The sequence below is a fragment of the Paucidesulfovibrio longus DSM 6739 genome (assembly GCF_000420485.1).
GTDB lineage: Bacteria > Desulfobacterota > Desulfovibrionia > Desulfovibrionales > Desulfovibrionaceae > Paucidesulfovibrio > Paucidesulfovibrio longus.
Genome location: NZ_ATVA01000014.1, coordinates 273,119 through 298,888, shown reverse-complemented (window position 1 = coordinate 298,888; position 25,770 = coordinate 273,119). Strand labels below are relative to the sequence as shown.

The window sequence follows — 25,770 nt, the reverse complement described above, 5'->3', positions numbered from 1 at the left end:
CGCCCGGTTCATGGCAAAGTTGATCGGGGAGGATCGCCTCCCCGAAATCAACCGGAACGACCATGACCAACGACCACGACTCCATTCCTGTTCGGGAATCCCTGCCCGGCGCAGAGGAAACCGCAGACGCCCGGAACGCGGCCTCCCCGATTCCCGCCGACGCCGCAGCCGTGGGGGACGCGATCTTCGAGACCTCCTCGGACCCCATGTTTCTGCTCGACGAGGAACGGCGCGTGCTCCAGGCAAACCCTGCCGCCTTGCGCCTCTTCGACCCGGACGGCCGGGGCGTGGAGGGCCGGGACGTGGTGGAGCTGCTCGCCGCCGAGCATCGCAACCCCTTCAGCGCGGCCCACGCCACCCTGGACAACGATGAGACCTGGACCGCGCGGCTGACCGCCCAGAACAGCTCCGGGCACGACCTGCCCGTGCGCGCCCAGCTTCGGCGCATGGACGCGGACGACCAATGCCTCTACCACCTCGCCCTGCGCGACCTCACCGACCGCACCCGCCTGGAGCGCGGGCTGGAGCGCAAGAGCCGCGAAGTGGAAGGCATGAACCTGGCCTTGCAGAGCATGGTCCGCTCCGCGGACGAGGCAGCCACCCTGGCGCGGCGGGAGCTGATCGAGGAATTGCGGCGCGACCTGCTGCCCGCGCTGGAACGCATGGCCGGGGAATCCTCCCCGGAACTGCGCCGCAGCTATCTGGAGATGATCCGCGAACGCCTGGAGGGACTTTCCGAAGGCGATCCCGAAAGCCTCTCGCCGCTGCTGCTGCGGCTGACCCCGCGCGAGCTGGAAATCTGCCGCCTGATCCGCACGGGCCGCAGCGGCTCCGAAATCGCGGACCTGCTCAGCTCCTCCTTCGAGACCATCCAGACCCACCGCAAGAACATCCGCCGCAAGCTGGGCCTGCGCGGGCGCAAGCTTTCCCTGGCCACCTTCCTGCAAGGACAGCCCGGCCTGGACTGACGCCGGAAGCATCTTCGAACCCAGGGCGCGCACCCGGCCGCGTCCTCTTCCGCGTCCTCTTCCGCGCCCCCAAGGCGCGCCGTTGCAGGCTCATTTGTTCCGAGGCCGAATCGGGTAGCTTTATATACCCGATAGCTGCCCGACAGCCCCCCTTGAACGCAAGACCAAGCTCCGACTATTCTTCTCTCAATTCGCCGCCGATCCGGCACATACACTTTCGGGACATCCGCGCCTGCTCGCGACACCTCATCCGAAGCATCGGGCGCATCATTCATGGAAACGACGCATTGCAGCCGCTTTTCGTCTTCGTCCCTGTCCGGCGGCAATAATCAGGCATGCCCACCTCCCCGAAGCCCAGTGCGGGGAGGCGGAAGCGCCCACGGCGACGGCCCGAACCGAATCCGGCCGCGCCCGCAAACAGGAGGAAAAATGCAGCGCATCGAAGAACAGCAACGGCAGGTGGCCCGCAGGGTGGACAAGGAAGACTGGCGGAACAACTGGACCGACTGGAAATGGCATGTGCGCCACTCCGTACGCGACATCAAGAGCTTTGAGAAACTTCTCGGCGTGGAGTTTCCGGACCTGGAGCGGCGCGCCTTCTCGCGCACCGTGGACAAGTTCCCCATGTCCGTGACCCCGTATTATCTTTCGCTGATCGAGGCGGACGACTACGAAAACGACCCCGTGTTCCGGCAGGCCTTCCCCTCGCCCCATGAACTGGAAATCGGCAGATTCGACATGAAGGATCCGCTGCACGAGGACAAGGACAGCCCGGCCGAAGGCATCACCCACCGCTACCCGGACCGGGTGCTCTTCCACGTCAGCAACCTTTGCTCCATGTATTGCCGCCACTGCACGCGCAAGCGCAAGGTCGGCGACGTGGACTCGGTGCCGTCCAAGAAAACCCTGCAAAAGGGCATCGAATACATCCGCAACACCCCGCAGGTGCGCGACGTGCTGCTCTCCGGCGGCGACCCGCTCATGCTCTCGGACGAGCGCCTGGACTGGATTCTCGGCGAGCTGCGGGCCATCGAGCACGTGGACGTGGTGCGCATCGGCACGCGCATGCCCGTGGTCCTGCCCTACCGCGTCACGGACGACCTCGTGAACATGCTCAAGAAGCACCACCCGCTCTGGCTGAACACCCACTTCAACCATCCGCGCGAGCTGACCGACACCTCCCGCGCGGCCCTGGCCAAGCTCGCCAACGCGGGCATCCCCCTCGGCAACCAGAGCGTGCTGCTCGCGGGCGTGAACGACTGCCCCCGGCTGATCAAGACCCTGAACCACAAGCTCGTGAAGAACCGCGTGCGCCCCTATTATCTCTACCAGTGCGACCTCTCCGAGGGCCTGACCCATTTCCGCACGCCCGTGGGCAAGGGCATCGAGATCATGGAGAGCCTGCGCGGCCACACCAGCGGATTCGCCGTGCCCACCTACGTCATCGACGCGCCCGGCGGCGGCGGCAAGATTCCGGTCATGCCCAACTACGTCGTGTCCTGGGGCACGAACAAGGTCATCCTGCGCAACTACGAGGGAGTGATCACCACCTATGCCGAGCCCAAGGACTACGAGGCCCAGTACTGCGACCGCAACTGCGACGACTGCAACCTCCAGCTCAAGGAAGAGGACGCCGAAGAGAAGTGCGTGGGCATCGAGAAGCTGCTTTCGGACAGCGACGACACCCAGAGCCTGACGCCCATCGACAACGACCGCATCGGAAGGAGAACGGATGCAGCCTGATCGGGTCACGCAATTCGGCAATTCCACGGTCCAGCACGGACCGCTCAACGGCAGGGCCTACCTCATGCGCCTGGATCCGGAGGACTGTCCGAGGATCGTCAGCCGCCTGGAACGGCTGGCCGAGGACAACGGCTACACCAAGATCTTCGCCAAGGTTCCGGCCGGAGCCGCCGAGGACTTCGCCGAGGCGGGCTACCGCACCGAGGCCGTGGTTCCGGGGTTCTTCAACGGCGAGGAGTCCGGCCTGTTCATGGGCCGCTATTTCGCGGACTGGCGGCGCGTTCCGGCCAACGCGGCCGAACTGCGCGACGTGCTGCGCACGGCCAGGGCCAAGGCGCGCCCCTGCGCCGGGGACGGGCTCTCGCATCCCAAGTGCGGCCTGCCCGAAGGCTACCGCCTGCGCAAGCTGGGACCGGAACACGCCGAGGACATGGCCGCGCTCTACGCCGAGGTCTTCGAGTCCTATCCCTTTCCCATCCACGACCCGGACTACCTGCGCGGGACCATGGACGACGACGTGCACTACTTCGCGGCCTATCGCGGCGACGCGCCCGCGGCGCTCTGCTCGGCCGAGGTGGATCGCGACGGCGGCGCCGCGGAGATGACGGATTTCGCCACGCTGCCCGCGCACCGGGGGCGCGGCCTGGCCGCCCACCTGCTGGCGCGCGCCGAGCGCGAAATGGCCGCAGAGGGGCTGGCCACGCTCTACACCATTGCGCGCGCAGCCTCCTTCGGCATGAACATCACCTTTGCCAGGGCCGGGTACGGCTTTGCCGGAACCCTGCCCAACAACACGAACATCGCGGGCGGGCTGGAAAGCATGAACGTCTGGCACAAGAGCCTTGGGTAGCCGGAGAAGAGAAAAGCAGCGCCTCCGGCGGCCAGAGGGCCCGCGGCCCTCTGGACTCCCTTTCTGCGCCGAAACCTGGTGCTGCGCACCCGCGCTTCGGCGCGGAAGGGGCTCATCGCGACGCAAGCTGGTGGCGCTCCGGATCGCACCCCGCTGAACGGTCTTTGGGAAGGGGGTTTGGGGGAAACCCGTTCTGCAAGAAAGGGTTTCCCCAATGCCTCTCTAGCCCTCGACCATCCTGCCGTCGTGCAGGCGGATGACCCGCCTTGCGGCGGCGGCCGTGGCTTCGTCGTGGGTCACGAGGATGATGGTGGTCCCGGCAGCGTTGATCTCGGTGAACAGCTCCAGGATTTCCGCGCTGGTGGCGGAGTCGAGCTGGCCCGTGGGTTCGTCCGCCAGGATCACGGCGGGATTGTTGAGCAGGGCGCGGGCCATGGCCACGCGCTGCTGCTGGCCGCCGGAAAGCCGCGAGGGCTTGAACTGCTTGCGGTCGCCCAGGCCGACACGCTCCAGGAGCCTTGCCGCGCGCTCGCGCAGCTCGGCCTGGGGCGTGTCCGCGTACATGCCCGGCAGGAGCACGTTTTCCAGGGCCGAGGCGTAGGGAATCAGGTAAAAGCTCTGGAAGACGAACCCCAGGCGCTGATTGCGCAGGTCCGAGAGCGCGTCGTCGTCCAGGGTGGAAACGTCCCTGCCGTCCAGCAGGTAGCGGCCCGACGTGGCCCGGTCGAGCAGGCCGATGATGTGCAGAAGCGTTGACTTGCCGGACCCGGACGTGCCTTGAAGCGCCAGAAACTCGCCCGCGCGGATGGTCAGGTCGATGTCGCGGAGCACTTCCACCCCGCGCGCGCCCTGCCTGTTCCCGTCCTTGCCGTCCTTGCCTTCCTTGCCGTCGGTCGGCTCCTGCGCGCCGTCGCCCGGCAAGGCAAAGACCTTGCCCAGCCCCTCCAGCCGGATGATTTCTCTCGATTCCTCGCCCACGGCTAGCCCTTTCCGCCCTTCTTCTGGCCGGGCAGCACGAGCTGCGTGGCCACCTTCTGGCCCTCGCTCAGACCGGAGACGACCTCGCTGCGTTCCAGGCCGCGCAGTCCCAGCTCCACCTCCGCCCGGACGGGCTTGCCGTCCTTGAGCGCGTAGACGGCCTGCTTGCCCGCGACCCACTTGATGGCCTCGTTGGGCATGGTCAGGACGTTCTCGCGCTTCTCCACGACGATGCGGCACTGGGTGGTCATTTCGGGCCGCAGCGGGTATTCGCGGTCGTACTCCACCCCCACCAGCGCGCGGTAATAGACGATGTTGTCCTTGATCTCGGGCTCCGGGTAGACGAGCTTGATCAGCCCCTTGAAGGTCCGGTCCGGATAGGCGTCCACGAAGAACTCCACCTCCTGACCGGGCTGGGTGCGGCCCACGTCCGTCTCGTCCACGTAGATCCACATCTCCAGGCGCGTGGGGTCGAGCACCGTGATCAGGTTGGAGACCTGGAGCCCGGAAACCACGGTTTCGCCCTCCTGAGCCGTGATGTTCGAAACCACGCCGTTGATGGGGCTGAAGATGCGGTAATAGGAAAGCTGGATGCGCAGGCTGTTCAGGCTGGCGTTTTCCGCATCCGCCTCGTAGCGGGTCACGCGGGCGTTTTCCAGGGCCTCGTCCAGGGAGGACTGGGAGTCGAGCTTCTGGGAAACGAGCTGGCGCTTGCGCACCAGATCCTTGGCCGCCCGCTCGGCCTTGGCCTTGGCAAGATTGTAGCGCGCCTCGGCCTCGGTCAGCTTGGCGCGGATCTCCCGGTCGTCGATCTCGGCCACGAGCTGGCCCGCGGCGACCTCGTCGCCCACCTTAACCGGGATGTTCACGAGCACGCCCGTGGCGCGCGCGCCGATCTTGACCTGCGCGCCGACCTGGGCCTTGACGATGCCCGTGGCCTCCAGGATGCGGCGCACCTCGCCGCGCTCGACCACGCCCGTGGCCACCACGGTGATTTCCGTATCCGCCCCGGTGGAGCGCCAGAACACGACGCCCGCCACCACCGCGAGGAGAACCGCCAGCAAGATGTATTTCTTCATGATTCCTCGTCCGAATCCGGACTTCGATCGTGTGGTTCAGCGTTCCGGGCCTCGGCCTGTTCCCGTTCCCGGTCGAGCAGGCGCTCGAAGGTCCGCTCCGTTTTGGGACGCTCGCCGCGCAGAAAGCCGAACAGGTCCGGTCCTTCCAACCTATACCCGCATGAGCGGGGAAGGTCCACGCCCCGCAGCCAAAGTCTGGGACTCGGATAATGACGGCAGAGGGGAAGCCGGTCCTCGTGGCAGAGGCAGCGCCTGTCCGCGCCGAGCCAGGAGCAGCTGAAGAGCAGCCTGCCGTCCGCGTCGCGCCCGACGGGCTCCAGGCGTTCGTATCCGGGTTCCAGCGCGAGCAGCTCGGCGAACCGTTTGGGCGAGGTCACCCAGCGCCCGTCGTGGCAGAGCACGATTTCGCGGCAGCAGCGGCCGCATTGCAGGCAATGCCCGGTCACGCGGGGAGCGCGTCGGGTAATCAGGCAGAGCAGCCTCCGCCAGAAGGAACGGAAGGCCCACTCGGTCAGCATCGTCCTCTCCGGGGGAACAGGCTTGCGACGGACTCGGCGCGCAGGCTCAGCCGAGGGAGCGCCTCGCCCTTTCCACGGCCTCGCGGATCAGGCGCTCGATTTCCGCCAGCCGCGCCTCGCTCTCGGCCTCGAAGCGCAGGGTCAGCTCGGCCTGGGTGTTCGAGGCGCGCACAAGGCCCCATCCGTCCGGAAAGACCACGCGAACCCCGTCCACGTCAATGATATCGAACCGCGCGGCCAGATCCTCGCGCACGCGCCGGACCACGTCGAACTTGGACGCCTCCGGGCAGGGCATGCGGATTTCCGGTGTGGCCCAGCTCTCGGGCCAGTCGTCCAGCATGGCCGACAGCGGGCCGACCGACCGCACGAGCAGGGACGCGAGGCGCAGGGCCGCGTAGGGCGCGTCGTCCCAGCCGAAAAAGCCCTCGCCGAAAAACATATGTCCGCTCATCTCCCCGGCCAGGGCCGCGCCCTGCTCCTTGAGCGCGCGCTTCATGATGGAATGGCCGGTGACGCCCATGACCGGCACGCCGCCGTGGGCCGCGATGTCCCTGAACAGGAGGTGGCTGCACTTCACGTCCGCGATGATCCGCGCGCCGGGCGCGCGCCGCAGCACGTCGCGGGCGAATAGCGCCAGGAGGCGGTCGCCGGGCCAGAGCCGGCCCGTCTCGTCCACCACGCCGATGCGGTCGCCGTCGCCGTCCAGGCCCACGCCCAGGTCCGCGCCCGTCTCCAGCACGCGGGCCTTGAGCCGTTCCATGTTGGATTCGACCACGGGATCGGGGTGGTGATTGGGAAACGTTCCGTCCGGTTCGCAGAAAAGGCGCTCCACCTCCAGGACGGGAGCGGAGGCGGCCTCCGGATCGGCGTTCTGCGCGGCGCGCTCCAGGAGCAGGGCCGTCAGCTCCCCTGCGGAGCCGTTGCCGCCGTCCACCACCACGCGCAGGGGGCGGCTTCCGGGGCGCGGCTCGAGCCGTTCGAGCGCGGAAACCTCTTCCAGCCAGGCCGGGATGGGGTCATGGCTGCTGACCACGCCGCGCCCGACAGGATGATCCCCCGCGTCCATGAGATCGCGGACCTGGAGGATTTCCTCCGGACTGAGCACGCAGTCTCCGCCCCAGAGCTTGAAGCCGTTGTATCGCGGCGGATTGTGGCTGGCCGTGACCATGACCCCGGCCCGCGTGCGCAGGGTGCGCACCGCGTGGTAGAGCATGGGAGTGGCCAGCAGCCCCGCGAGGATCACGTCCACGCCCGTGGAGGCGAGTCCGCGGGCCAGGGCGGCCAGGTATTCGGGGGAGGTGGCGCGGCAGTCCCGGCCGAGCACTGCGCGGCCCAGGCCGCGCGAAAGATACCACGCGCCCAGGGCGCGGCCCAGTTCCTCGACCCAGGCCGCGTCGAAATCCACTCCGGCCACGCCCCGGATATCGTATGCGCGAAAAACCGCGCGCTGCTCGATTTTCATAGATTTCGCCTCGAAACACGCCGACCGCGGCGTTATCTTTTTTCTCTTCACCTTGACCTGGAAGCCCACAATGCCTATGTCAAACGAATGAACTGGGACTGGGAAAAACTGCAAAAGCAGCGGCAAAGGCGCGGACCTCTCGGCGGAGGCCCCCCAAACTTGGACGACTTCAGCGAGAAGTTCAAGCAGTTCAAAAATTTCAAACTTCCCGGCTTCAAGCTGCTGATCCTCGCCGTGATCGGCATCTGGCTCCTGACCGGCATCTTCATCGTCGGCCCGGCAGAACGCGGCGTGGTCAAGCAATTCGGGCAGTTCGACCGGGAAACCGGGCCAGGGCTGCACTATCACATCCCCTACCCGATTGAAAGCGTGCTGACCCTGAACGTGGACCAGGTCCGCAGGGTGGAGATCGGCTTCCGCTCCGCCTCGCGCGACCGCGACTTCCAGCAGGGGCAGACCCGCAGCGTCGAGGACGAATCCCTGATGCTCACCGGCGACGAAAACATCGTGGACGTGCAGTTCTCGGTGCAGTACCAGATCGCCGACGCGCGCAGCTACCTCTTCAACGTGGACGGGCCGGACACCACGGTCAGATCCGCGGCCGAGGCGGCCATGCGCGAGATCATCGGCAAGAATCTCATCGACGACGCCCTGACCACGGGCAAGCAGCGCATCATGACCAACACGCAGGAATTGATGCAGGAAATTCTGGACAGGTACAAGACCGGCATCCTGCTGGTGAACCTTCAGATGCAGAACGTGCATCCGCCGAGCGAGGTGGTGGACGCGTTCAAGGACGTTGTCAGCGCCCGCGAGGACCGCGACCGTCTCAAGAACGAGGCCGAGGCATACAGCCGCGACATCCTGCCCAAGGCGAGCGGTCTGGCCGAGGCCATGATCCGCGAGGCCGAAGGCTACCAGGCCACGAAGATCCTCGACGCCCAGGGCGACGCCTCCCGCTTCAAGGCCGTTGCGGACGAATACAAGAAGGCCAAGGAAGTCACCCGCACGCGCCTGTACCTGGAAACCATGGAGCACGTGCTTTCCAACCCGGAAACCGAGAAGCTCATCCTTTCCAGCGACGCCCTGCAGAAATCCGTGCCGTACCTCCCGCTGGGCCAGCTGCCCCGCGCCCCGGAGACCCCGGCCAAGCAACAGGGGGCCGCGCAATGACACGTACCACCCTCATCTCCCTGATCGTCGTCTTCATCTGTCTCGTTTCGGCCCTGGAATGCGCCTATACCGTGGATCAGACCGAACAGGCCATCGTGCTCCAGTTCGGCCGTCCCGTGGGCGACGCCGCCTACGGCCCCGGACTGCACTTCAAGCTGCCCTTCGTCCAGGACGTGATCTTTTTCGACTCGCGCATCCTGGATTACGACGCCAAGCCCGAAGAGATCCTCACCGAGGACAAGAAGAACATGGTCGTGGACTCCTACGCCAAGTGGCGCATCACCAACCCGCTTGAATTCTACAAGAAGTTCAAGACCATTCCCGGCGCCCTGGCCCGGCTGGACGACGTCATCCGCGGCCAGCTGCGCGAGGTTCTCGGCCGCTACGGCCTCAAGGAGATCGTCGCCCACAAGCGCAAGCAGCTGCTTGAGGAAGTGACCACCAAGACCCGCGACCAGCTGCTCAGCTTCGGCATCGACGTGGTGGACGTGCGCATCAAGCGCACGGACCTGCCCCTGGAGAACGAGCGGGCCATCTTCAACCGCATGCGCGCCGAGCGCGAGCGGCAGGCCAAGCAATACCGCGCCGAAGGGCAGGAAATGGCCGCCAAGATCCGCGCCCAGGCAGACAAGGAACGCGCCGTGCTGCTCTCCGAGGCCAAGCGCAAGTCCCAGATCATCCGAGGCGAAGGCGAGGCCAATGCCACGCGCATCTACGCCGAGGCCGTGAACGACGCGCCTGATTTCTACGAGTTCAAGCGCAGCATGGAAGCTTACGAAAAGAGCCTCAAGGACAATACGCGCATCATCATGACGCCGGACTCCCCGTTCCTGAAGCACTTCCGGTAGCCTCCCGAACCTCTAAAGATTAATCCCATTGAAACCCTACCTTTCGCCCCATGCGATAGGTAGGGTTTCGTTTATGCTTCTACGTTTCTTTTGCCTTTATGCACTTGTGAACATAGTTCAACCTATTGAAATAACTGCACTTGTAGACAATAGCAAAACCTATTGACTTTTCTTCGCAGTTGTATAGTAGAAGGAACCAGCACGCATTATGGGTGCTAGCACGAGGGAGTCGGGGCTTTTTCCCGATATCAACGAGGGGCGCGGGATTCGCATCCCGCTTTTTTGTCCGGGGCGCGTTTGCCGTTCACAGATCAGCAGAATCCGCCGCCTATGAGCGGGGCTGCCATCCTTCTTCATTCGTTCGCGCTTCCCCAACCCACACGCACGAGCTCGACAATCACTGCCCACACTCGGACGCAAGCCAGTATGGAAATAGGAGACATTGAATGCCAAAACCGAAAAAAAAATGTGACGAAGCACTTGAAAAATGGTTTGAGTCCGCGCTGGAACGCGTCAAGAAAGCCACTGGCGCCCGGACCCAGGTGCAGCTTGCCGAAGTCCTGAACGTTCGCCAGTCCAGCATCTCGGACGCCAAACGTCGCTGCTCCATTCCCGCGGAATGGTTTCTCAAGCTCTACCGCAGCCACGGACTGAACCCCGACTGGCTCGCGGACGGGGCCGAACCCGTGTACCTGAATGCAAGCATGGCCAAGGTTTCCGCGGACCAGATCCTGCGCGAAACCCCGGCTCCCTACGGCAAACCCCATTCCCGCGGCCGCGTGGTGCCCGTCTCTTCCACGGGCGGCAAGGACGCCGGTTCCGACACCTGGGAAGCCCTGCCCATCGAAGAGCTTTCCATTCCCGAATCCTTCTACCGCGACTCCCTGCTCGTGGTTCGGCAGGACAACCGCAGCATGGAACCGCTGATCCTGCGCAGCGCCTTCGTCGGCATCGACACCAAGCAGCGCCAGCACCCGGACGGCGACCTCTGCGCCGTCCACTTTCCGCACCAGGGCCTGCTGATCCGCCGGGTCTACTTCCGCGACGACCAGTTCGTTCTGCGCGCCGAAAACAAGGAGCACGAGGACATCCGCGTGCCCGCCGACCAGATGGACGCCCGCACCGTGGGCCGGGTCATCTGGGTGCTGCAGAACTTCGCTCCCCTCTGATCCCCAGAATACGGCAACCCAAAGGCCGGACGGGCAACCGTCCGGCCTTTTCCTTTCCAGGCTTGACTCCGCGCGGGACCACGCCTAACTTGACTCACCCCGCAAACCAGCCGCAACGGTTCCGGAGGTACCCCCACATGTCCAGCCACACCGCCCCAGAAAAACAGATCACGGCTCCCGACATCCTCGCCGCCAAGGGCGAGCGCAAGCTCTGCATGGTCACCGCCTACGACTACCCCACGGCCCTGCTCGCGGACAAAAGCGGCATGGACATGATCCTCGTGGGCGATTCCCTGGCCATGGTCGTGCTGGGGCACGAGGACACGCTCTCCGTGAGCATGGACGAGATGGTCCACCACACCCGCGCGGCCGCGCGCGGAACCTCCCGCGCCCTGCTCGTGGCGGACATGCCCTTTCTTTCCTACCAGGCGGACGTGGCCGAGGCCGTGCGCAACGCCGGGCGCTTTCTTTCCGAGGGCCGGGCGCGGGCGGTCAAGCTCGAAGGCGGACGCGACTACGCCCCGCATGTCGCGGCCATGGTCCGCTCGGGCATCCCGGTCATGGGCCACATCGGCCTGACCCCGCAATACGTGGCCACGCTCGGCGGTTTCAAGGCCCAGGGGAAATCCGCGCAGGCGGCCCGCGCCATGGTCGAGGACGCCAAGGCCCTCGAAGACGCCGGCGCGTTCAGCATCGTGCTCGAATCCATGCCGGAAGAAACCGCCGCCCTGATCACCGAGGCCGTCTCCGTGCCCACCATCGGCATCGGAGCCGGCAACGTCACGGACGGCCAGGTGCTCGTGATGCATGACCTGCTCGGACTCTTCGACCGCTTCGTGCCCCGCTTCGTCAAGCAATACGCCCAGCTCGGCTCCGTCGTGATCGAAAGCCTGGAACGCTACCGCGCCGAAGTGGCCGACGGAGCCTTCCCCGGACCGGAACACACCCTGCACCTGAGCCCGGAGGAGCGGGACAAGCTCGCATGACGTTTACGAGGCTCGCCGGCCGCAGGCTGCTGTTCTGGCGCGTTCTCTGGTGCGCCTACGTCGCCTGGGTTCTGGCCATGGCCCTCGGCCCCATGACCGTGGGCCTGGACCTGCCCCTGGGGGACAAGATGCTCCACTTCGGAGCCTTTCTCGTCATGCTCGTGGCTTTTCCCTTCCGCATCTCCTGGCCCACGCTCTGGATTCCCACGGCCCTGACCGTGAGCCTCTCCGGGTTCATCGAAATCGCCCAGGATCTTTCTCCCGCCTGGGGACGCCACCCGGAATTCCTCGATTTCTTCGCGGGCGTGCTCGGCGGCCTGCTCGGCCTCGGCCTGCGCCTTCTCGCCCTGAAAAAAACCACCAACGCCAGGTAGCCCATGCCCGCCCCGCTTGATCCGCACATGCTCTGGAACGGCCTCGGCTGGCCGCTCATCCGGCTGACCTTCTTCATCAGCCTGGGCCTGATGGTCGGCAACTTCATCGAGTCCCTGAACTGGACCCGAAGCGTTGCGAAGCTCGCCGAACCCCTGATCCGCACGGCCAGACTCAAGGACATTTCCGGTGCGAGCTTCTCCCTGGCGTTCTTTTCCGGCGTGGCCGCGAACACCATGCTCGCCGAGGCCTACGAGAGAGGCGAACTGAACCGGCGCGAGCTGGTCTTTTCGAACCTCTTCAACAGCCTGCCCACATATTTTCTGCACCTGCCCACGGTCTTCTTCATCACGGCCCCGTTCATCGCGGAGGCCGCCTTCGCCTACGTGGGCCTGACGGCGTTCGCCGCGCTGCTGCGCACGGCCTTCATCGTGCTGCTCGGCCGCGTCATGCTCCCGCCCCTGCCCGAAGGCTGCGTCGTCTGCCTGCTCGGCGACGAAGAGCAGCCCGCGAACCGCTGGCGCACGGCGCTGAAAAAAACCTGGCAACGCTTCAAGAAGCGCCTGCCCAAGATCATGTACATCACCGCGCCCATCTACGCGGGCTTCTTCCTGCTCAAGCAATACGGAGCCATCGACTGGATCGAGGGCTTCATGGCCGAGCACGTCTCGCTGCTGGCCTGGCTCGAGCCCCAGGCCCTGAGCATCGTGGCCTTCCACATGGTCGGCGAATTCACGGCGGGCCTCGCCGCGGCTGGCGCGCTCATCAGCGACGGCGGCCTTTCCACGCAGCAGATCGTCATCGCCCTGCTCGCGGGCAACGTGCTCTCCTCGCCCATGCGCGCCATGCGCCACCAGTTCCCCTACTACGCGGGCATCTTCCCGGCGGGCATGGCCCTCCGGCTGATCGTCTACAACCAGACCCTGCGCGTGCTCAGCGTGATGCTCGTGGCCGTCGGCTACGCCGTCTTCTCCTGACCGACGCCGCCCCTTCCAACATAGACGTCAAACAAGCGTTTGCACGTTTCTGCACCAGTACGAATCACGCGCAAGGCCCTGTTTCCGGGGCTTGCAGGCCACCGGGCGAATTGCGCCGCGACTGCGCGCAGCCGGCGGACCGGGCGTGCACAACGCCAAACGCTGCCCCAGGCATGGATTTGCGCCATTTTGTGCAGGGCGGAATAACACTTCTGCACATGTTGTGCAACGCACTGCACAGATACACCGGTCCTGGCACGGACCCAGCATAGCAAAAATACCGTAACTATCCTGAACAAATCATATTTTCAGTTCATGGCACGCCCACTGCATTATGAAAAAGCAGGAAGCACGTCCCGCAGAAAAAACAAAACGGTTGAAGTGGGTGCGGGGCGGGCGTTTCCTGTCCATTACTCCCTCCTTTTTTGGGCTGGGGCCGGGTTCTCCGGCCCCTCACATTTCGGGCCCCGCAGCGGGCCGGGCGCGTCTCCCTCCCGACAGGCGCACCCAGCCGAGCGGCCCCCCTCCCTCCCCGCGGGCTGCGGGCCCAGCTCCCCTCAGGAGCCAATGAAAAGCCCCCGCTTCCAACCGGAAGCGGGGGCGATTCTCATTCGTCCGCAATTAGACTAGCCGACTTCCACGGCCTCGGCGTCCTCAACCTTGTCGAAGTCCGTCACGCCGGAATCCGTTCCGCCCTCGACGGAAAGCTTGGTGGAGGAAACCACCAACGCTCCCCTGTGGTCGCGGTCGCTCATTTCCACGTCGCCCTCGATGGTGGCGCCTTCCTCGACCACCAGGGCCGGGGTGCGCAGGCTGCCGTCAAGGATGGAATGCTTCTGCATCACGGCCTTGATGGAGGCGGAAACGTCCCCGTAGATCTGGCCGTTGGAGATCAGGGTGCCGATCCGGATCTGGCCCTTGATCATGGCGTCCTTTCCGAGCACCAGAGTGCCGTCCGAGGAGATTTCGCCGTGGAACATGCCGTCGATGCGCACCGTTCCGACGAAATCCAGCCGACCGCTATATTCGGTGCCCGCACCGAGAAAGGCGTTCAGGTCGTTGCTGGAACGCTCGCCCGCGCCGGACAGGTTTTTCTTGAAAAAGCCCATGGTCAGCTCCTTTCAGGATGCATAGGAAACACTCGGATACTTTACGATTCGCGTTCTCGTATACGCTGGATCACGCAAAAACCCAAGGGGTTTTTAGCTGGAGCCGGGTGGCCCGGGTCCGCCTGCCGACCCGGCAAGCCTATCCTTTTCCGGACATCCTGCGTGTTGTGCTTTCATGTAAAAAAAGCTAAATTTTATTTGATAGGGGCATCATGGCCCGAGCAGTCCGAAGCTGAACACGCACAAGGAAGCATCATGGGCACGGAGCTATCCAACGTCAAGTCGTTCTACAAGGGACAGACCATCTACCGCGAGGGACAGTCTGGCAGCACCGCGTTCCTGATCAAGAAGGGTACGGTCAACGTCTACCGGACCCAGAACAACAAGAAGCAGATCCTCGTGCGGCTCGGTCCCGGCGAGATCTTCGGCGAGATGGGCGCCCTTGCGGGCGCGCCGCGTTCCGACAATGCGGAAGCCGCGGAATTCGCCGAAATCATGATCCTGACCCAACAGTTCCTCAAAAATCTCCTCGCCCAGTGCCCCAAGACCATCCAGCGCCTGCTCGCCCTGACCACGCGCCGCCTGCGCGAGGCCGACGCCCGCGCCAGCGGCGTGCCCGCGCCCGGCCACGGCAACACCTTTCTCTCGGTCTGCCGCCTGCTGGAAATGGCCCACCGCAACCACACCCAGACGCCGACAATCGAAGCCAAGAAAGACCCGCACCACGCCCTGGGCCTGCGCCGCTCGGAATTCACGCGCATCTGCAAGGAAGTGCTGCTCGTCTCCCAGCTGGAGATCGACCGCGTGCTCGAACAGCTCGCGAGCCTCAAGATCATCGAGGTCAGCTCCCGGCAGATGGACAAGGCCTTTGCGGAAAAGTTCATCAAGCTCGCCGATCCCAAGACCTTCCTCCAGGTGGCCGCCAACCTCCAGCGCGAGCTCAAGGACCGCGAGGCCGATTCCTGCGCGCTCGAATATTTCGACATCCACGACCTCGCCAAGGAGGTCGAAAGCACGCCTGAAATCCTCTACAAGAAAATATCCCAGGGCGAGTTTCCCGAATCCCTGTTCTTCTTCGACCAGAAAAACACCCTGGCCTGGGCCCAGGGCAAGGGACCGGAGTTCTTCAAGACCGTCAAGCGCCGCAAGAAGCGCATCGAAGAGCTGGAGGACGTCAACGACGTGGTCCATGTGGACAAGAACACGCTCAAGGAAGTGCTCGCCAAGCTCGGCTACTACAAGATCGGCGTGCTCCTGGCCGTGGCCGGGGACGAGGCCCGCCAGCGCATTCTCGGCGTCCTGGCCAAGAAGATCGCCAAGATCGTCGAGGAGGAGGCCGCGAACCGGCCCGAACCGGACGAAGGCGAGGCCTGGGACGTGCAGGAAGAGCTCATCGGCATGATCAAGGGCAGCAAGGGAGTGCAGGAAGCGTGAACATCGCCACCATCATAGGCATCATCTGCGGCGTGGCCATCCTCTGCGGCGCCACCTACATGTCCACCGACTCCGTGGACGTCTTCCTCAACCCCGCCGGCTTCGCCATCGTCTTCGGCGGCACCATCGCCGCCACCTTCATCTGCTATCCGCTCAAGGAGGTCATGCGCGTCCTCTCCGTGTTCATGACCGCGCTCGGCGCGGAGGAGCTGCCCATCGGCAACTACATCAAGGCCCTGGTGGACCTCTCCAAGCAGGCCAGCGCCCACGGCGAGGAGCACCTCGAAACCCTGATTCCCCGCATCGACAACGAATTTCTGCGCGACGGGCTGCAAATGCTCGTGGACGGCTATTCCAAGCACGAGCTGCGCGAAATCCTGGACAACCGCATCCAGCAGTTCCACGAGCAGGAATATTCCGCCGCAGGCATCTACCGGACCATGGCCCGGCTCTCGCCCGCCTTCGGCATCATCGGCACCCTCATCGGGCTCATCGCCATGATGCAGGCCATGGGCGAAGACATCGCGGCCATCGGACCGGCCATGGCCACGGCCCTGACCACCACCCTCTACGGCGCGCTCTTCGCCAACATGTTCTTCACGCCCATCGCCATCAAGGTCGAGAAGCGCGTGGAGGAACGCACCATCCTCATGTGCGTGCTGCGCGACGGCATCCTCTTCATCAAGGAAAAGACCCCCGCGCCCATCGTCCGCGACAAGCTCACCGGCTACCTGCCCCCGAAGCGCTGGTCCAGCATCAAGGGCTGAGGAGCGACAGCAGATGAAGCCCTTCGTGCCCAAGCGCAAGCCCCGCGACGACGACCCGGACTCCGGCTGGAGCCTGACCCTCGCGGACATGATGACCCTGCTGCTCTGCTTCTTCGTGCTCATGCTCACCGTGGCCAAGGTGGACCGCGACAAGTACGACGCCATGTCCTCGGTCATGGCCCAGGCCATGGGCGGGAAGGCTGCTCCGGTACGGGAGGGCAGGCCCCTGGACGGCGCGGTGCGCACGGCCGTGGGCCAGGAGCAGAAAAATCTCTTCGAGCTGCAACTCGAACTCGCCGCGCTCATCGGCCAGGACCGCGACCACGTCGAGCTGAAGATGCGCGCCGAGCCTCACGCCGTGGCCATCAGCCTCGGCGACCGCATTCTCTTCGACCTCGGCAAGGCCGAACTCAAGCCCGCGGCGCGCGCCCTGCTCGCCCGGCTGGCCGGGCCGCTCTCCGGCACCCGCTACGCCCTGACCATCGAAGGCCACACCGACAACCTGCCCATCCAGTCCGCGCAGTTCCCCTCCAACTGGGAACTTTCCTCGGCCCGCGCCAGCGCCGTGGCCCGCTTCTTCATCGAAGACGGCTTCCCCAAGGAGCGCATCCGCGTGGTCGGCCTCGCCGACACCCGGCCCAAGGCCTCCAACGACACCGAAGAGGGACGCAGGAAGAACCGCCGCGTGGTCATTCTCGTGCGGCCCGATCTCGAAAAATAGCCGTCGGTCTTTCTCCGCCTTTCCTTCTTCCGCCTAATCCTATTCCGCCCGATCCTGTTCCATCCGAACCTATTCCGCCCGGATGCCGCACGCGCGTTCCCATTCCGCGAGGGCGTCGAGCAGCGCGGGCAGCGCCTGAAAGCGCTCGTCGCGGCTCCGGCCCAGCAGGTCCGCGAGCAGCGCGGGCAGGTCCGGAAACAGCGCGCGCAGGAGCGGCGAAGCCTCCAGCACGCGGTCGTCGCGCGGCGGCAGCGCGGCCATCCGCTCCACCAGGGCGTGCGAACCGGGCTGGAACGCGGGCAGCGTGCGCAGGGAGTGCGCGAGCTGCGCTGGCAGGCAACGCAGCAGCCGGGGACACTCGACGCCTTGGGCGAGCCGCTCGGCCAGGGGCAGGCGCAGGTAGCGCGCGAGGTGCTGATCGAGCAGGGGCAGGGCCAGGCCCAGGCCGTGCGCGCCCGCGGCCAGCCGCAAGCCAGCCAGGCCTGCGGGACCGTCCCCGCGCGTGAGCCGCTGGAGCTGCATGCGCCGCAGGCTGGAAAGCTCCCGCCAGCCAAAGCACTGTTTGTAGAAACGCAAGAGCCTGGCCGCGTCCGCTTCCGGAGCGTGATGGGAAAGCAGCTCGATGCGCGCCTGCTCTCGCGTGGAGCGGTAGGGGCGCGGAGCCAGGGCGTGGAGCACGAAGCCGAACTGGTCCGCGGCGCTTCGCCCCAGGGAGCCGAGTCCTGCCGCAAGGCTCCGGCGCAGCATCAGGGCCGGCAGCACGCGCCGCCGCCGCGCCAGCGCGTGCATGGCCTCCCCGGCGAATCCCGCGCCCAGGCCGAGCAGGCTGCGCGCGCCGCTTCCGGCCCAGGCCGAGGAGAGCGCGTCCGCGCGCATGGCCTCGCAGAGCAGGTCCATCTCCAGGGCGGGAAAGGGGTCGACCAGGGGCAGGCCCGTGCGCCGGACCAGCGCGAAACGGCGCGCCTCCAGCTCGGCGTGTTCGGGCCAGGGAACGCTCGCCAGGGCAATGCCGAGGCTTTCCGAGACGGCCGCGGCAGGTGCGGGCGCGCGGCCGGACTGCTCCAGGGCGTAGAGAACGCAATTGCTTTTCCCGACATGCTCCACGGCCAGGGCGGCCACGGCGGCGGCTCCCGGACCGCCTGTCCAGGCGATGCCGAGCCTGCCGGATTCCGGCTCCCGCAGGGCCGCGGCGCGGCGCACGTCCGGGCAAAGACGGGCCGCGTCCACCGGCAGGTCCACGAACGTCTCCAACAGGCTGAAGCGCAACAGGTCCGTTCGGATTCCGCCCTGCCCGCCGTCCACCTGAAGCACGCAGCCGGGACGCAGGCGCAGCAGCTCCGCATAGGCCGTGTCTCCGCTTTCCGGCAGAAGACGCGCTCCGGAGGCGAGGCAGGCCAGCAGCCATTCCCGGTCCGGACGCCTGGGGAGCCCGGCCAGGGCCAGGGCCGTTTCCGGCGCGGTGGCCGCGGCGAAACGCTCCGGTCCGGCGTGATAATACAGCGCCTCGGTGCCCACGCGGTCGCCGCAGAGCGTCAGGCGCTTTTCCCGTGCAGCGAGATGGACCGCGCCCCATTCCCCGGACAGCTCCTGAAGCGCGGACGCGCCCCTGCGCGAGAGCAGCCCCAGCAGGCATTCGGCCTCGCCGCCCGTGGACGCCGGGCCGCAGACCAGCTCCCCCAGCAGGGCGCGGGCATTGCGCGCCCTGCCCGCCAGGGCCAGGGCCTGCCCGGCTTCCCCGTCCAGGGCCAGACCGGGAATCGCCCCGGCCGTTTCGGCGTCCGGCCCGGTCCCGCAGACGCACAGGGCCAGGGACCATTCGCCGGAAACAGGCCGTTCCGGCGGCGCGGCAACAAGCCGATCCGCGCCGTCCCAGAAAACCGCGCCCAGAGGGGCGGCTCCCTGCTCCTGGAGGGCATGGAAAAAATCCGAAGCCCGGATGTCCTTGCGGGTGCTCCAGAGGAGCGCGATGGCTGTCATGACGGCATTCTCCGTTGGTTTCGCCCCAGCGTGTACTACGCGGCCCGGCCGCGAGGCAACGTTTCCCGCGAGCGCACGGACCGGGGCAAGGGCCCGCTTTCCTGAAAACTTGACCCCCGGCGCAAATGCGGTAATGAACACACACCTTGCGCGCGACGCCGACGCGCACCGGACCGGAGCGGAATTCGCGCCGGAACGGGCAGCGGCCGGGCGACCTGCCGCGCAGGCTCATCTTTCAAGGAGATACGACCATGAGCGACACCGCCATACTCTTTCCGGGCCAAGGCTCGCAGGAAAAGGGCATGGGCCGCGACCTCGCCGAGGACCGCACCTGGGCCCTGGATCTCTGGAGGCTCGCCGAGCGCGAGTCCGGCCTGCCCCTGCGCGAGATATACTGGGACGGCGAGGCCGAGGACATGGCCGACACCCGCGCCCTGCAACCCGCCCTGACCGTGGTCAACCTGAACCTCTGGATGCTCCTGCGCGAGCGTTTTTCCGGGGCGGACCTGCCCCTGGCCGCAGCCGGGCACAGCCTGGGCGAGTTTTCGGCCCTGGTCGCGGCGGGCGTGCTGGACGCGGAGGAAGCGGTCAAGGCCGTGACCCTGCGCGGACGCTTCATGGCCGACTGCGGCGGCGAGGACCACGGCATGGCCGCGATCCTCAAGCTGGACCGCGAGACCGTGGAGGACATCGTGGACAAGGCCCGGCAGGAAGCGGACGAGCTGCTGCTCGTGGCCAACTACAACTCCCCGGCCCAGTTCGTCATCTCCGGCCAGTCCGGCGCCCTGGCCGCCGCCGGAGCCCTGGTCAAGGAACGCAAGGGCCGCGCCGTGCCCCTGGCCGTTTCCGGCGCGTTCCACAGCCCGCTGATCCAGGAGGCCGCCGACGAGTTCGGCGCGTTCCTCAAGTCCCTGGATTGGCGCAAGCCCGAATTTCCCGTATACCTCAACGTCACGGGCGGGGCCGAGAGCGACCCGGCGGAAATCGCCCGCACGATGCAGCGCCAGATGACCTCGTCCGTGCGCTGGATCGAGACCATGCAGAACCTCTGGAACGCGGGCGCGCGCCGCTTCGTGGAGGTCGGCCCCAAGGGCGTGCTGGCCAAGCTGGCCGGGCAGAACCTCAAAGGCCGCGAGGGACTCGTCGCGGAAAACATCGCCAACATGGAACAGGCCACTGCCTGATCGCGCCGTCGCGCGCATAGAGGACGAAACGCATGAGAGCGAAACGACATCTGGAGACCCTGCTCAGGGGCATTGTGGAAGCCAAAGGCTGGGCCTGGCCGGATAAGGCCACCATCGACCCGCCCAAGGACCGTAAATTCGGCGACCTGGCCGCCAACGTGGCCATGATGCTCGCCAGCGAAGCCAAGATGCCCCCGCGCAAGGTCGCGGAGGAAATCGCGGCCGCCGTGGCCCAGGCCGGAGATCCGGCCGTGGACAAGGTCGAGATCGCGGGTCCGGGCTTTCTGAACTTCTTCTTCGCCCCGGATTTCTGGAAACAGACCCTGGCCGAGGTGCTGGAGGCCAAAGACGCCTACGGCGACATCGACCTGGGCCAGGGCAAGCGCGTGCAGGTGGAGTACGTCTCGGCCAACCCCACGGGGCCGCTGCACATCGGCCACGGACGCGGCGCGGCCCTGGGCGACGCCCTGGCGCGCATCCTGGAAAAGTCCGGCCACGACGTGGAGTGCGAATACTACATCAACGACGCGGGCCGCCAGATGCTCATTCTCGGCCAGTCCGTCCACTACCGCGTGCAGGAACTCCTGGGGCGCGGCCCGGCCGAGCCGGAGGACTACTATCGCGGCGACTACATCAAGGACATCGCGGCGGACGTGCTCCGGCTGCATCCGGAGCTGCCGGAGCTGGACACGGACGCGAGCGTGGCCATCTGCCGCAAATACGGCATGGACGTGATCCTGGAAGGCATCAAGGAAGACCTCAAGGACTTCGGCGTGCGCCACGACGTCTGGTTCCCGGAGTCCAGCCTCGTGGACGACGGCAAGGTGGACGAGACGTTCGCGGACCTGGAACGACGCGGCATGGCCTACCACAAGGACGGCGCGTTCTGGTTCCAGTCCACCAACCTGGGCGACGACAAGGACCGCGTGCTGCGCAAGTCCAACGGCGACAATACCTACTTCGCCTCGGACATCGCCTACCACGACAACAAGTACAAGCGCGGCTTCGATCTCGTGGTGGACATCTGGGGCGCGGACCATCACGGCTACGTGCCGCGCATGCAGGCCGCCGTGGAGGCCCTGGGCAGGAAAGGCTGCCTGGAGGTCATCCTCGTGCAGCTCGTGAACCTGCTGCGCGACGGCGAGCAGGTGGCCATGAGCACCCGGGCGGGCGAGTTCGAGACGCTCAAGGCCGTGGTGGACGAGGTCGGCGCGGACGCGGCGCGATACATCTTCCTCTCCCGCAAGTCCGATTCCAAGCTCGACTTCGACCTGGAACTGGTCAAGCAGAAGAGCATGGACAACCCGGTCTTCTACGTGCAGTACGCTCACGCCCGCATCCATTCCGTGCTCCGAAAGGGCGCGGAAACCGGCTTGGCTCCGGCCCCGCTGGAAGACGAATTCCTGGCCCGGCTGGACACGCAAGAGGACATGGAGCTGCTGCGCATCATGGAGCGCTTCCCGGACGCGGTCCAGGCCGCAGCCGAAAGCCTCAGCCCGCACGTGATCAGCAATTACCTCCAGGAGCTTGCCTCGTCGCTGCACAAATACTATACACTGCATCATGTGCTTTCCGCCGAAACCGCGCAGTGCCGCGCGCGGCTGCTGCTGATGTCCAGCGTGGCCGTGGTGCTCAAGGGCGGCCTGGCCCTGCTCGGCGTGAGCGCGCCCGAGAGCATGTAGCGGCCCGGCGGCATTCGTAAACGGCGAGAAGCGGAGGAAAAGGATGATGAACAAGGTGGTGCCGGGCAGGCGCAGCAGGGAACCCAAGACCTACACGATCACCCTGCGGTTTTCCGACCTGGTCTGGATGGGCGTGGGCGCGGCCCTGGCCCTGAGCATCTTTTTCCTCTTCGGCCTGCTCATCGGACGGGGCTACGTGCCCGCCGCTCCGGAGGAACTCACGCCCGGCGCGGCCATGCACGCGACCGTGGAAGGCGCGGAAGCCAACGCCAGCGTGCAGGAACAGAAAACGCCCGAACCCGTCGTGCTCAAGCCGGAAGAGCTGACCTACCCGGAAAAGCTGGGCCAGACCGAACCCCAAGCCAAACCCGGCAAGGAGACTGCGGAGCAGGAAGCTCCCAAGGCGCCGGCCGCGGAACAGGCTCCGGAAAAACCCGCGGCAAAAACCCCGGCCAAAGCCGAGGAGCAAGCCGAGGACGGCGGACCGGAAGAAGGCGCGGCCTTCGACATGGGCCAGCCCGAACCCGGCGAATCGCCCTTCCATTACGTCTACCAGTGCGCGGCCTTCAAGGACGCGGCCAAGGCCAAGGCCCTGGCCAAGCGCCTCGCCGACAAGGGCATGAAGACCCAGGTTGCGGAAGGCTCGGTCAAGGGACAGGTCTGGCACCGGGTGCAGGTGCTCTTCACGGGCACGCCCTCCCAGACCGTGCCCCTGCGCGACGGCATCGAAGCCGTCACCGGGCAAAAGCCCATCCGCGTGAGCAAGAAGCCCGCGAACTGAGCCGCGCTCCGCTGATCCGCAAAAGACGAAACAAAGGCCGCCCCCGGAACACCGGGAGCGGCCTTTTTCATGCGCGCGGGCAAAGGGGACTAGGCCGCGTCCTCGGCGCCGGGCCGCTCGTCCAGAGGGGTGATGCGGCGGGCCAGATAGATGAACGGGGTGTCCGCAATGGCCACGAAGAGCTTGAACACGTAGGTGGTGCCGAGAATTTCCAGGAACACGGACGTCTCGAACTGGCCCCAGAACGCGATCAGGCAGAAGATGGCCGAGTCCAGAAACTGGCTGACCAGGGTGCTGGCGTTGTTGCGCAGCCAGAGATGCCGCCCGCTGGTGCGCTCCTTGATGAAGTGGAAGGCCCAGACGTCGTGGAACTGGGAGACGAGATAGGCGCAGAGACTGCCCAGGGCCACGCGCGGCAGGAACCCGAAGAGCGTTTCCAGGCTGGGCTGGGCAAAGTCGCCGGGCGCGGGCACGAAGCGCAGGGCGATCTGCATGTAGACCGCGGTCATGACCAGGGTCACGAAACCGAGCAGAACGGCCTTTTGCGCGGCCTTGCGGCCGTATTTCTCGCTGAGGATGTCCGTGGAGAGAAACACGCTGGCGTAGAGCACGTTGCCCAGGGTGGCCGTGAACCCGAAAAGCTCCACGGTCTTGAGCACCTGGATGTTGCAGAGAATAAGATTGAAGACCACCAGCCCGAACAGGCCGATGCGTCCGAAAAAACGGTAAATGATCAGGACCAGGGTCAGGTCCATCAGGGCGAAGCCGATCCAGAGCAGTTCGTTCATGGTTGTCCTCCGGGGGGAGGCATGCCCGGCTTCGGTCGCCGGGTCAAGTGCGCGCTAGGGCTGATCCTCCAGCGCCAGGTCCAGCGCGGCCAGGGCGTGGAGGCGGGTGGTGTCGAAGAGCGGCAGGTTTACGTCCTGCTGCCGGACGAGCAGCGGGATCTCGGTGCAGCCGAGAACAACGCCCTGCGCGCCGCGTTGGCCGAGGCCGCGGATGATGCGCAGGAACGCCTCGCGGGATTCGTCGCGCAGCACGCCCCGGCAGAGTTCTTCGAAAATGACCCGGTGGACCAGTTCGCGGTCCTCCCCATCGGGCACGAGCACGTCCAGGCCCTGGTCCGCGAGGCGGTCGCGCAGGAATTCCAGCTCCATGGTCGGCCGGGTGCCGAGCAGGCCCACCCGCTCCAGCCCGGCGGCCTTGACCGCGCGGCCCGTGGCGTCGCCGATGTGCAGCACGGGCAGGTCCGCGGCGCAGGAAATCTCCTCGGCCACGCGGTGCATGGTGTTGGTGCAGATGAGCAGGAAGTCCGCTCCGGCCAGGCGAAGCCCCCGGCCCAGCCAGCCCAGGTGCGCGGCAATGGCCTCCCATTCCTCCATTTCCAGCAGGGAATGCATCTCCGAGAAATTCACGGAATGGATCAGCAGGGACGCGCTGGACAGACCGCCGAGCCGCCGGGCCGCCTCCTCGTTGAGAATGCGGTAGTATTCCTGCGTGGACTCCCAGCTCATTCCGCCGAGCATGCCGATGGTCTTCATGCGCTCTCCCTGTCGAATTTCTGCATCCCCATTCAAGCGATACCGGATGATGAAACGATCCCTTCAAAAAGCCTCAATTTCCTGTTGACCTGTTTTGCGCACGAACGCAAGGCATGAACGCCGTACGCATTCCCCCCGCGTTCAGAGCAGCAGCATGGACAGGCCCGCCCCGGCCAGCACGACCCAGAGCACGTCCGCCTTCATCCGCAGGGCCGCGAACGCGGCCAGGCCCACGGCGGCCTCACCCGGCCCCCACGGAACCGCGACCAGAAAACGCGCGCCCATGGCGGCCATGAGCCCCACGAGGCTGACGAGGCTGCCCGCGAAGGCCCGGCGCGCGAGCACCGAGCGGGCCAGACGCTCGCCCAGGGGCACGGCCAGCGCAAGGAACAGGAACGACGGGGCAAAGACGAACAGCGTGGCCAAGAGCGCGCCGAGGAAGCCGGACACGGCGTAGCCCACGAAGGCGGCGGTCATGACGATGGGGCCGGGCGTGACCTGCCCCAGGGCGATGCCGTCCATGAGCATGCGCTCGCTCATGATCCCCCGCGAGGTGACCTCGTGGAGCATCAGCGGCAGGGAGACGTAGCCCCCGCCAAAGGCGAAGCAGTCGATGCGGGCCATCATGGCCGCGAGATCGAAATGGGCCTTGTCGAACAGGTACAGCGCGCCCAGGCCGACGACGAGAAACAGAGCGCCCCCCAGGGCCGCGCCCCGGCCCGTCCTGTTGGTCCGAAGGGGGCTTGGCGGGGCGCTGCCGCCCGGCGCGGCGAAAACGGCTCCGGAGCCTGTTTCCCCGCGAAAAAGAACCAACGCCAGCAGACAGCAGGCAACCAGCGCCCAGATCGGGTTTCCGCCCAGGCCGAGCCAAAGCCCCGCACCCAGCGCAAGGAAAAGATGGGCGGGCCGCTCCAGGTAGCGGGCCGAAAAATTCCAGGCCGCGTCCAGGACCAGGGCCGCGACCACGATCTTGAGCCCGGCAAAGGCCGACTGGACCATGCCCAGGTCGCGGGACTGGAAATAGAGCACGGAGAGGCCGAGCATGAGCAAAAACGCGGGCAGGCCGAAGCCGAGATAGGCGGCGAGCGCGCCCAGGCCGCCGCGCGAGCGCAGCCCCACGAAGGCCGCGACCTGCATGGCCGTGGCTCCGGGCACGAGCTGGCACACGGCCATGCCCAGGCGGAACTCCTCCTCGCCGAGCCAGCCGCGCTTTTCCACGGCCAGCCGCCGAATGTGGGGGACCATGGCCGGGCCGCCGAACGCGGTGCAGCCGAGGCGCAGCAATTCCCAAAAGAGCAGCGCCAGTCCCGGACGCGGACAGGGCGGGACAGTCTGCTGAGCCTGGAGCCGATCGCTTTTGGGGGCGTTGCCTGGTGCGGGGTTCATGGCCGCATCAGACATGGAAGCCGCGCCCGCGTCAACCCGTTCTCACGGTCCCGCTGCCCGACGCG

The 25,770-nt window shown here is 66.2% G+C and carries 24 protein-coding genes; 15 read left to right on the top strand and 9 right to left on the bottom strand.

Features of this window, described 5'->3' with window-relative positions; translation table 11 throughout:
• Positions 1–62: 62 nt before the first annotated feature.
• The 3 genes from G452_RS0110560 to ablB all read left to right on the top strand — a co-directional run bounded on the left by G452_RS0110560 (position 63) and on the right by ablB (position 3,561).
• Positions 63–968 (top strand): PAS and helix-turn-helix domain-containing protein, encoded by a 906-nt coding sequence (locus tag G452_RS0110560; protein WP_022662230.1) that lies wholly within the window; start codon positions 63–65, stop codon positions 966–968.
• A gap of 429 nt (positions 969–1,397) precedes the next feature.
• Positions 1,398–2,711 (top strand): lysine 2,3-aminomutase, encoded by a 1,314-nt coding sequence (kamA, locus tag G452_RS0110555; RefSeq protein WP_022662229.1) that lies wholly within the window; start codon positions 1,398–1,400, stop codon positions 2,709–2,711.
• On the top strand, positions 2,701–3,561 hold the full coding sequence (gene ablB, locus G452_RS0110550) for a putative beta-lysine N-acetyltransferase (protein ID WP_022662228.1): 861 nt from the start codon (positions 2,701–2,703) through the stop codon (positions 3,559–3,561). The genes kamA and ablB overlap by 11 nt, the downstream gene beginning before the upstream one ends.
• 222 nt (positions 3,562–3,783) lie before the next feature.
• Here the strand turns inward: ablB and G452_RS19085 are convergent, their stop codons facing one another.
• Genes G452_RS19085 through G452_RS0110530 form a run of 4 tightly spaced genes read right to left on the bottom strand, consistent with a single transcriptional unit; the run spans position 3,784 to position 7,598 of the window.
• Complete coding sequence (locus G452_RS19085) at positions 3,784–4,539, bottom strand: ABC transporter ATP-binding protein (protein WP_022662227.1); 756 nt, start codon at positions 4,537–4,539, stop codon at positions 3,784–3,786.
• Positions 4,540–4,541: 2 nt separating this feature from the next.
• Positions 4,542–5,618, bottom strand: a complete 1,077-nt coding sequence (locus tag G452_RS0110540; protein ID WP_022662226.1) for an efflux RND transporter periplasmic adaptor subunit — start codon at positions 5,616–5,618, stop codon at positions 4,542–4,544.
• Positions 5,615–6,136: a hypothetical protein gene (locus G452_RS19080; RefSeq protein ID WP_022662225.1), complete on the bottom strand. Its 522-nt coding sequence runs from the start codon at positions 6,134–6,136 to the stop codon at positions 5,615–5,617. The genes G452_RS0110540 and G452_RS19080 overlap by 4 nt, the downstream gene beginning before the upstream one ends.
• Before the next feature lie 46 nt (positions 6,137–6,182).
• Positions 6,183–7,598, bottom strand: coding sequence for a phosphomannomutase/phosphoglucomutase (locus G452_RS0110530; protein ID WP_022662224.1), 1,416 nt, complete (start codon positions 7,596–7,598; stop codon positions 6,183–6,185).
• A 159-nt stretch (positions 7,599–7,757) separates the two neighbouring features.
• Here G452_RS0110530 and hflK point away from each other — a divergent pair, with 159 nt between their 5' ends.
• The 6 genes from hflK to G452_RS0110500 all read left to right on the top strand — a co-directional run bounded on the left by hflK (position 7,758) and on the right by G452_RS0110500 (position 13,123).
• Complete coding sequence (gene hflK / locus G452_RS0110525) at positions 7,758–8,771, top strand: FtsH protease activity modulator HflK (protein ID WP_327077707.1); 1,014 nt, start codon at positions 7,758–7,760, stop codon at positions 8,769–8,771.
• The gene (hflC, locus tag G452_RS0110520; protein WP_022662222.1) at positions 8,768–9,619 is read left to right on the top strand and encodes a protease modulator HflC; all 852 of its coding nucleotides are present in this window, start codon (positions 8,768–8,770) and stop codon (positions 9,617–9,619) included. Before hflK ends, hflC begins: the two co-directional genes overlap by 4 nt.
• Before the next feature lie 446 nt (positions 9,620–10,065).
• On the top strand, positions 10,066–10,788 hold the full coding sequence (locus G452_RS0110515) for a LexA family transcriptional regulator (RefSeq protein ID WP_022662221.1): 723 nt from the start codon (positions 10,066–10,068) through the stop codon (positions 10,786–10,788).
• Positions 10,789–10,925: 137 nt separating this feature from the next.
• Positions 10,926–11,774 (top strand): 3-methyl-2-oxobutanoate hydroxymethyltransferase, encoded by an 849-nt coding sequence (gene panB, locus G452_RS0110510; protein WP_022662220.1) that lies wholly within the window; start codon positions 10,926–10,928, stop codon positions 11,772–11,774.
• The gene (locus tag G452_RS0110505; RefSeq protein ID WP_022662219.1) at positions 11,771–12,148 is read left to right on the top strand and encodes a VanZ family protein; all 378 of its coding nucleotides are present in this window, start codon (positions 11,771–11,773) and stop codon (positions 12,146–12,148) included. Before panB ends, G452_RS0110505 begins: the two co-directional genes overlap by 4 nt.
• A 3-nt stretch (positions 12,149–12,151) precedes the next feature.
• Positions 12,152–13,123: a membrane protein gene (locus tag G452_RS0110500; RefSeq protein WP_022662218.1), complete on the top strand. Its 972-nt coding sequence runs from the start codon at positions 12,152–12,154 to the stop codon at positions 13,121–13,123.
• A 626-nt stretch (positions 13,124–13,749) separates the two neighbouring features.
• On the opposite strand, the gene G452_RS19075 is transcribed toward G452_RS0110500, so the two are convergent.
• On the bottom strand, positions 13,750–14,232 hold the full coding sequence (locus G452_RS19075; protein ID WP_022662217.1) for a bactofilin family protein: 483 nt from the start codon (positions 14,230–14,232) through the stop codon (positions 13,750–13,752).
• A 255-nt stretch (positions 14,233–14,487) separates the two neighbouring features.
• Between G452_RS19075 and G452_RS0110490 the strand changes: the two genes are divergently transcribed.
• The 3 genes from G452_RS0110490 to G452_RS0110480 are packed head-to-tail and all read left to right on the top strand — an operon-like array spanning position 14,488 to position 17,154.
• Positions 14,488–15,666, top strand: coding sequence for a Crp/Fnr family transcriptional regulator (locus G452_RS0110490; protein ID WP_022662216.1), 1,179 nt, complete (start codon positions 14,488–14,490; stop codon positions 15,664–15,666).
• Positions 15,663–16,433, top strand: a complete 771-nt coding sequence (locus G452_RS0110485) for a motility protein A (protein WP_022662215.1) — start codon at positions 15,663–15,665, stop codon at positions 16,431–16,433. Before G452_RS0110490 ends, G452_RS0110485 begins: the two co-directional genes overlap by 4 nt.
• A 13-nt stretch (positions 16,434–16,446) precedes the next feature.
• Positions 16,447–17,154: an OmpA/MotB family protein gene (locus tag G452_RS0110480; protein WP_022662214.1), complete on the top strand. Its 708-nt coding sequence runs from the start codon at positions 16,447–16,449 to the stop codon at positions 17,152–17,154.
• A gap of 69 nt (positions 17,155–17,223) precedes the next feature.
• Here G452_RS0110480 and G452_RS0110475 read toward each other — a convergent pair whose 3' ends face one another.
• Positions 17,224–19,131 carry a hypothetical protein gene (locus tag G452_RS0110475; RefSeq protein WP_022662213.1) on the bottom strand — a complete coding sequence of 636 codons (1,908 nt, stop codon included), beginning with the start codon at positions 19,129–19,131 and terminating at the stop codon, positions 17,224–17,226.
• Between the two features lie 251 nt (positions 19,132–19,382).
• On the opposite strand from G452_RS0110475, the gene G452_RS0110470 reads away from it, so the two are divergent.
• Genes G452_RS0110470 through G452_RS0110460 form a run of 3 tightly spaced genes read left to right on the top strand, consistent with a single transcriptional unit; the run spans position 19,383 to position 22,778 of the window.
• The gene (locus G452_RS0110470) at positions 19,383–20,315 is read left to right on the top strand and encodes an ACP S-malonyltransferase (RefSeq protein WP_022662212.1); all 933 of its coding nucleotides are present in this window, start codon (positions 19,383–19,385) and stop codon (positions 20,313–20,315) included.
• A gap of 32 nt (positions 20,316–20,347) precedes the next feature.
• Entirely contained in the window at positions 20,348–21,997 is a 1,650-nt protein-coding gene (gene argS / locus G452_RS0110465; protein ID WP_022662211.1) for an arginine--tRNA ligase, read from the top strand.
• 46 nt (positions 21,998–22,043) lie between these two features.
• The gene (locus G452_RS0110460; RefSeq protein WP_022662210.1) at positions 22,044–22,778 is read left to right on the top strand and encodes an SPOR domain-containing protein; all 735 of its coding nucleotides are present in this window, start codon (positions 22,044–22,046) and stop codon (positions 22,776–22,778) included.
• Positions 22,779–22,867: 89 nt separating this feature from the next.
• On the opposite strand, the gene G452_RS0110455 is transcribed toward G452_RS0110460, so the two are convergent.
• The 3 genes from G452_RS0110455 to chrA form a co-directional block, all read right to left on the bottom strand.
• Positions 22,868–23,566 (bottom strand): queuosine precursor transporter, encoded by a 699-nt coding sequence (locus G452_RS0110455; protein WP_022662209.1) that lies wholly within the window; start codon positions 23,564–23,566, stop codon positions 22,868–22,870.
• A gap of 54 nt (positions 23,567–23,620) precedes the next feature.
• Positions 23,621–24,319: an aspartate/glutamate racemase family protein gene (locus G452_RS0110450; protein ID WP_022662208.1), complete on the bottom strand. Its 699-nt coding sequence runs from the start codon at positions 24,317–24,319 to the stop codon at positions 23,621–23,623.
• A gap of 141 nt (positions 24,320–24,460) precedes the next feature.
• The gene (chrA, locus tag G452_RS0110445) at positions 24,461–25,705 is read right to left on the bottom strand and encodes a chromate efflux transporter (RefSeq protein ID WP_022662207.1); all 1,245 of its coding nucleotides are present in this window, start codon (positions 25,703–25,705) and stop codon (positions 24,461–24,463) included.
• Positions 25,706–25,770 lie beyond the last annotated feature (65 nt).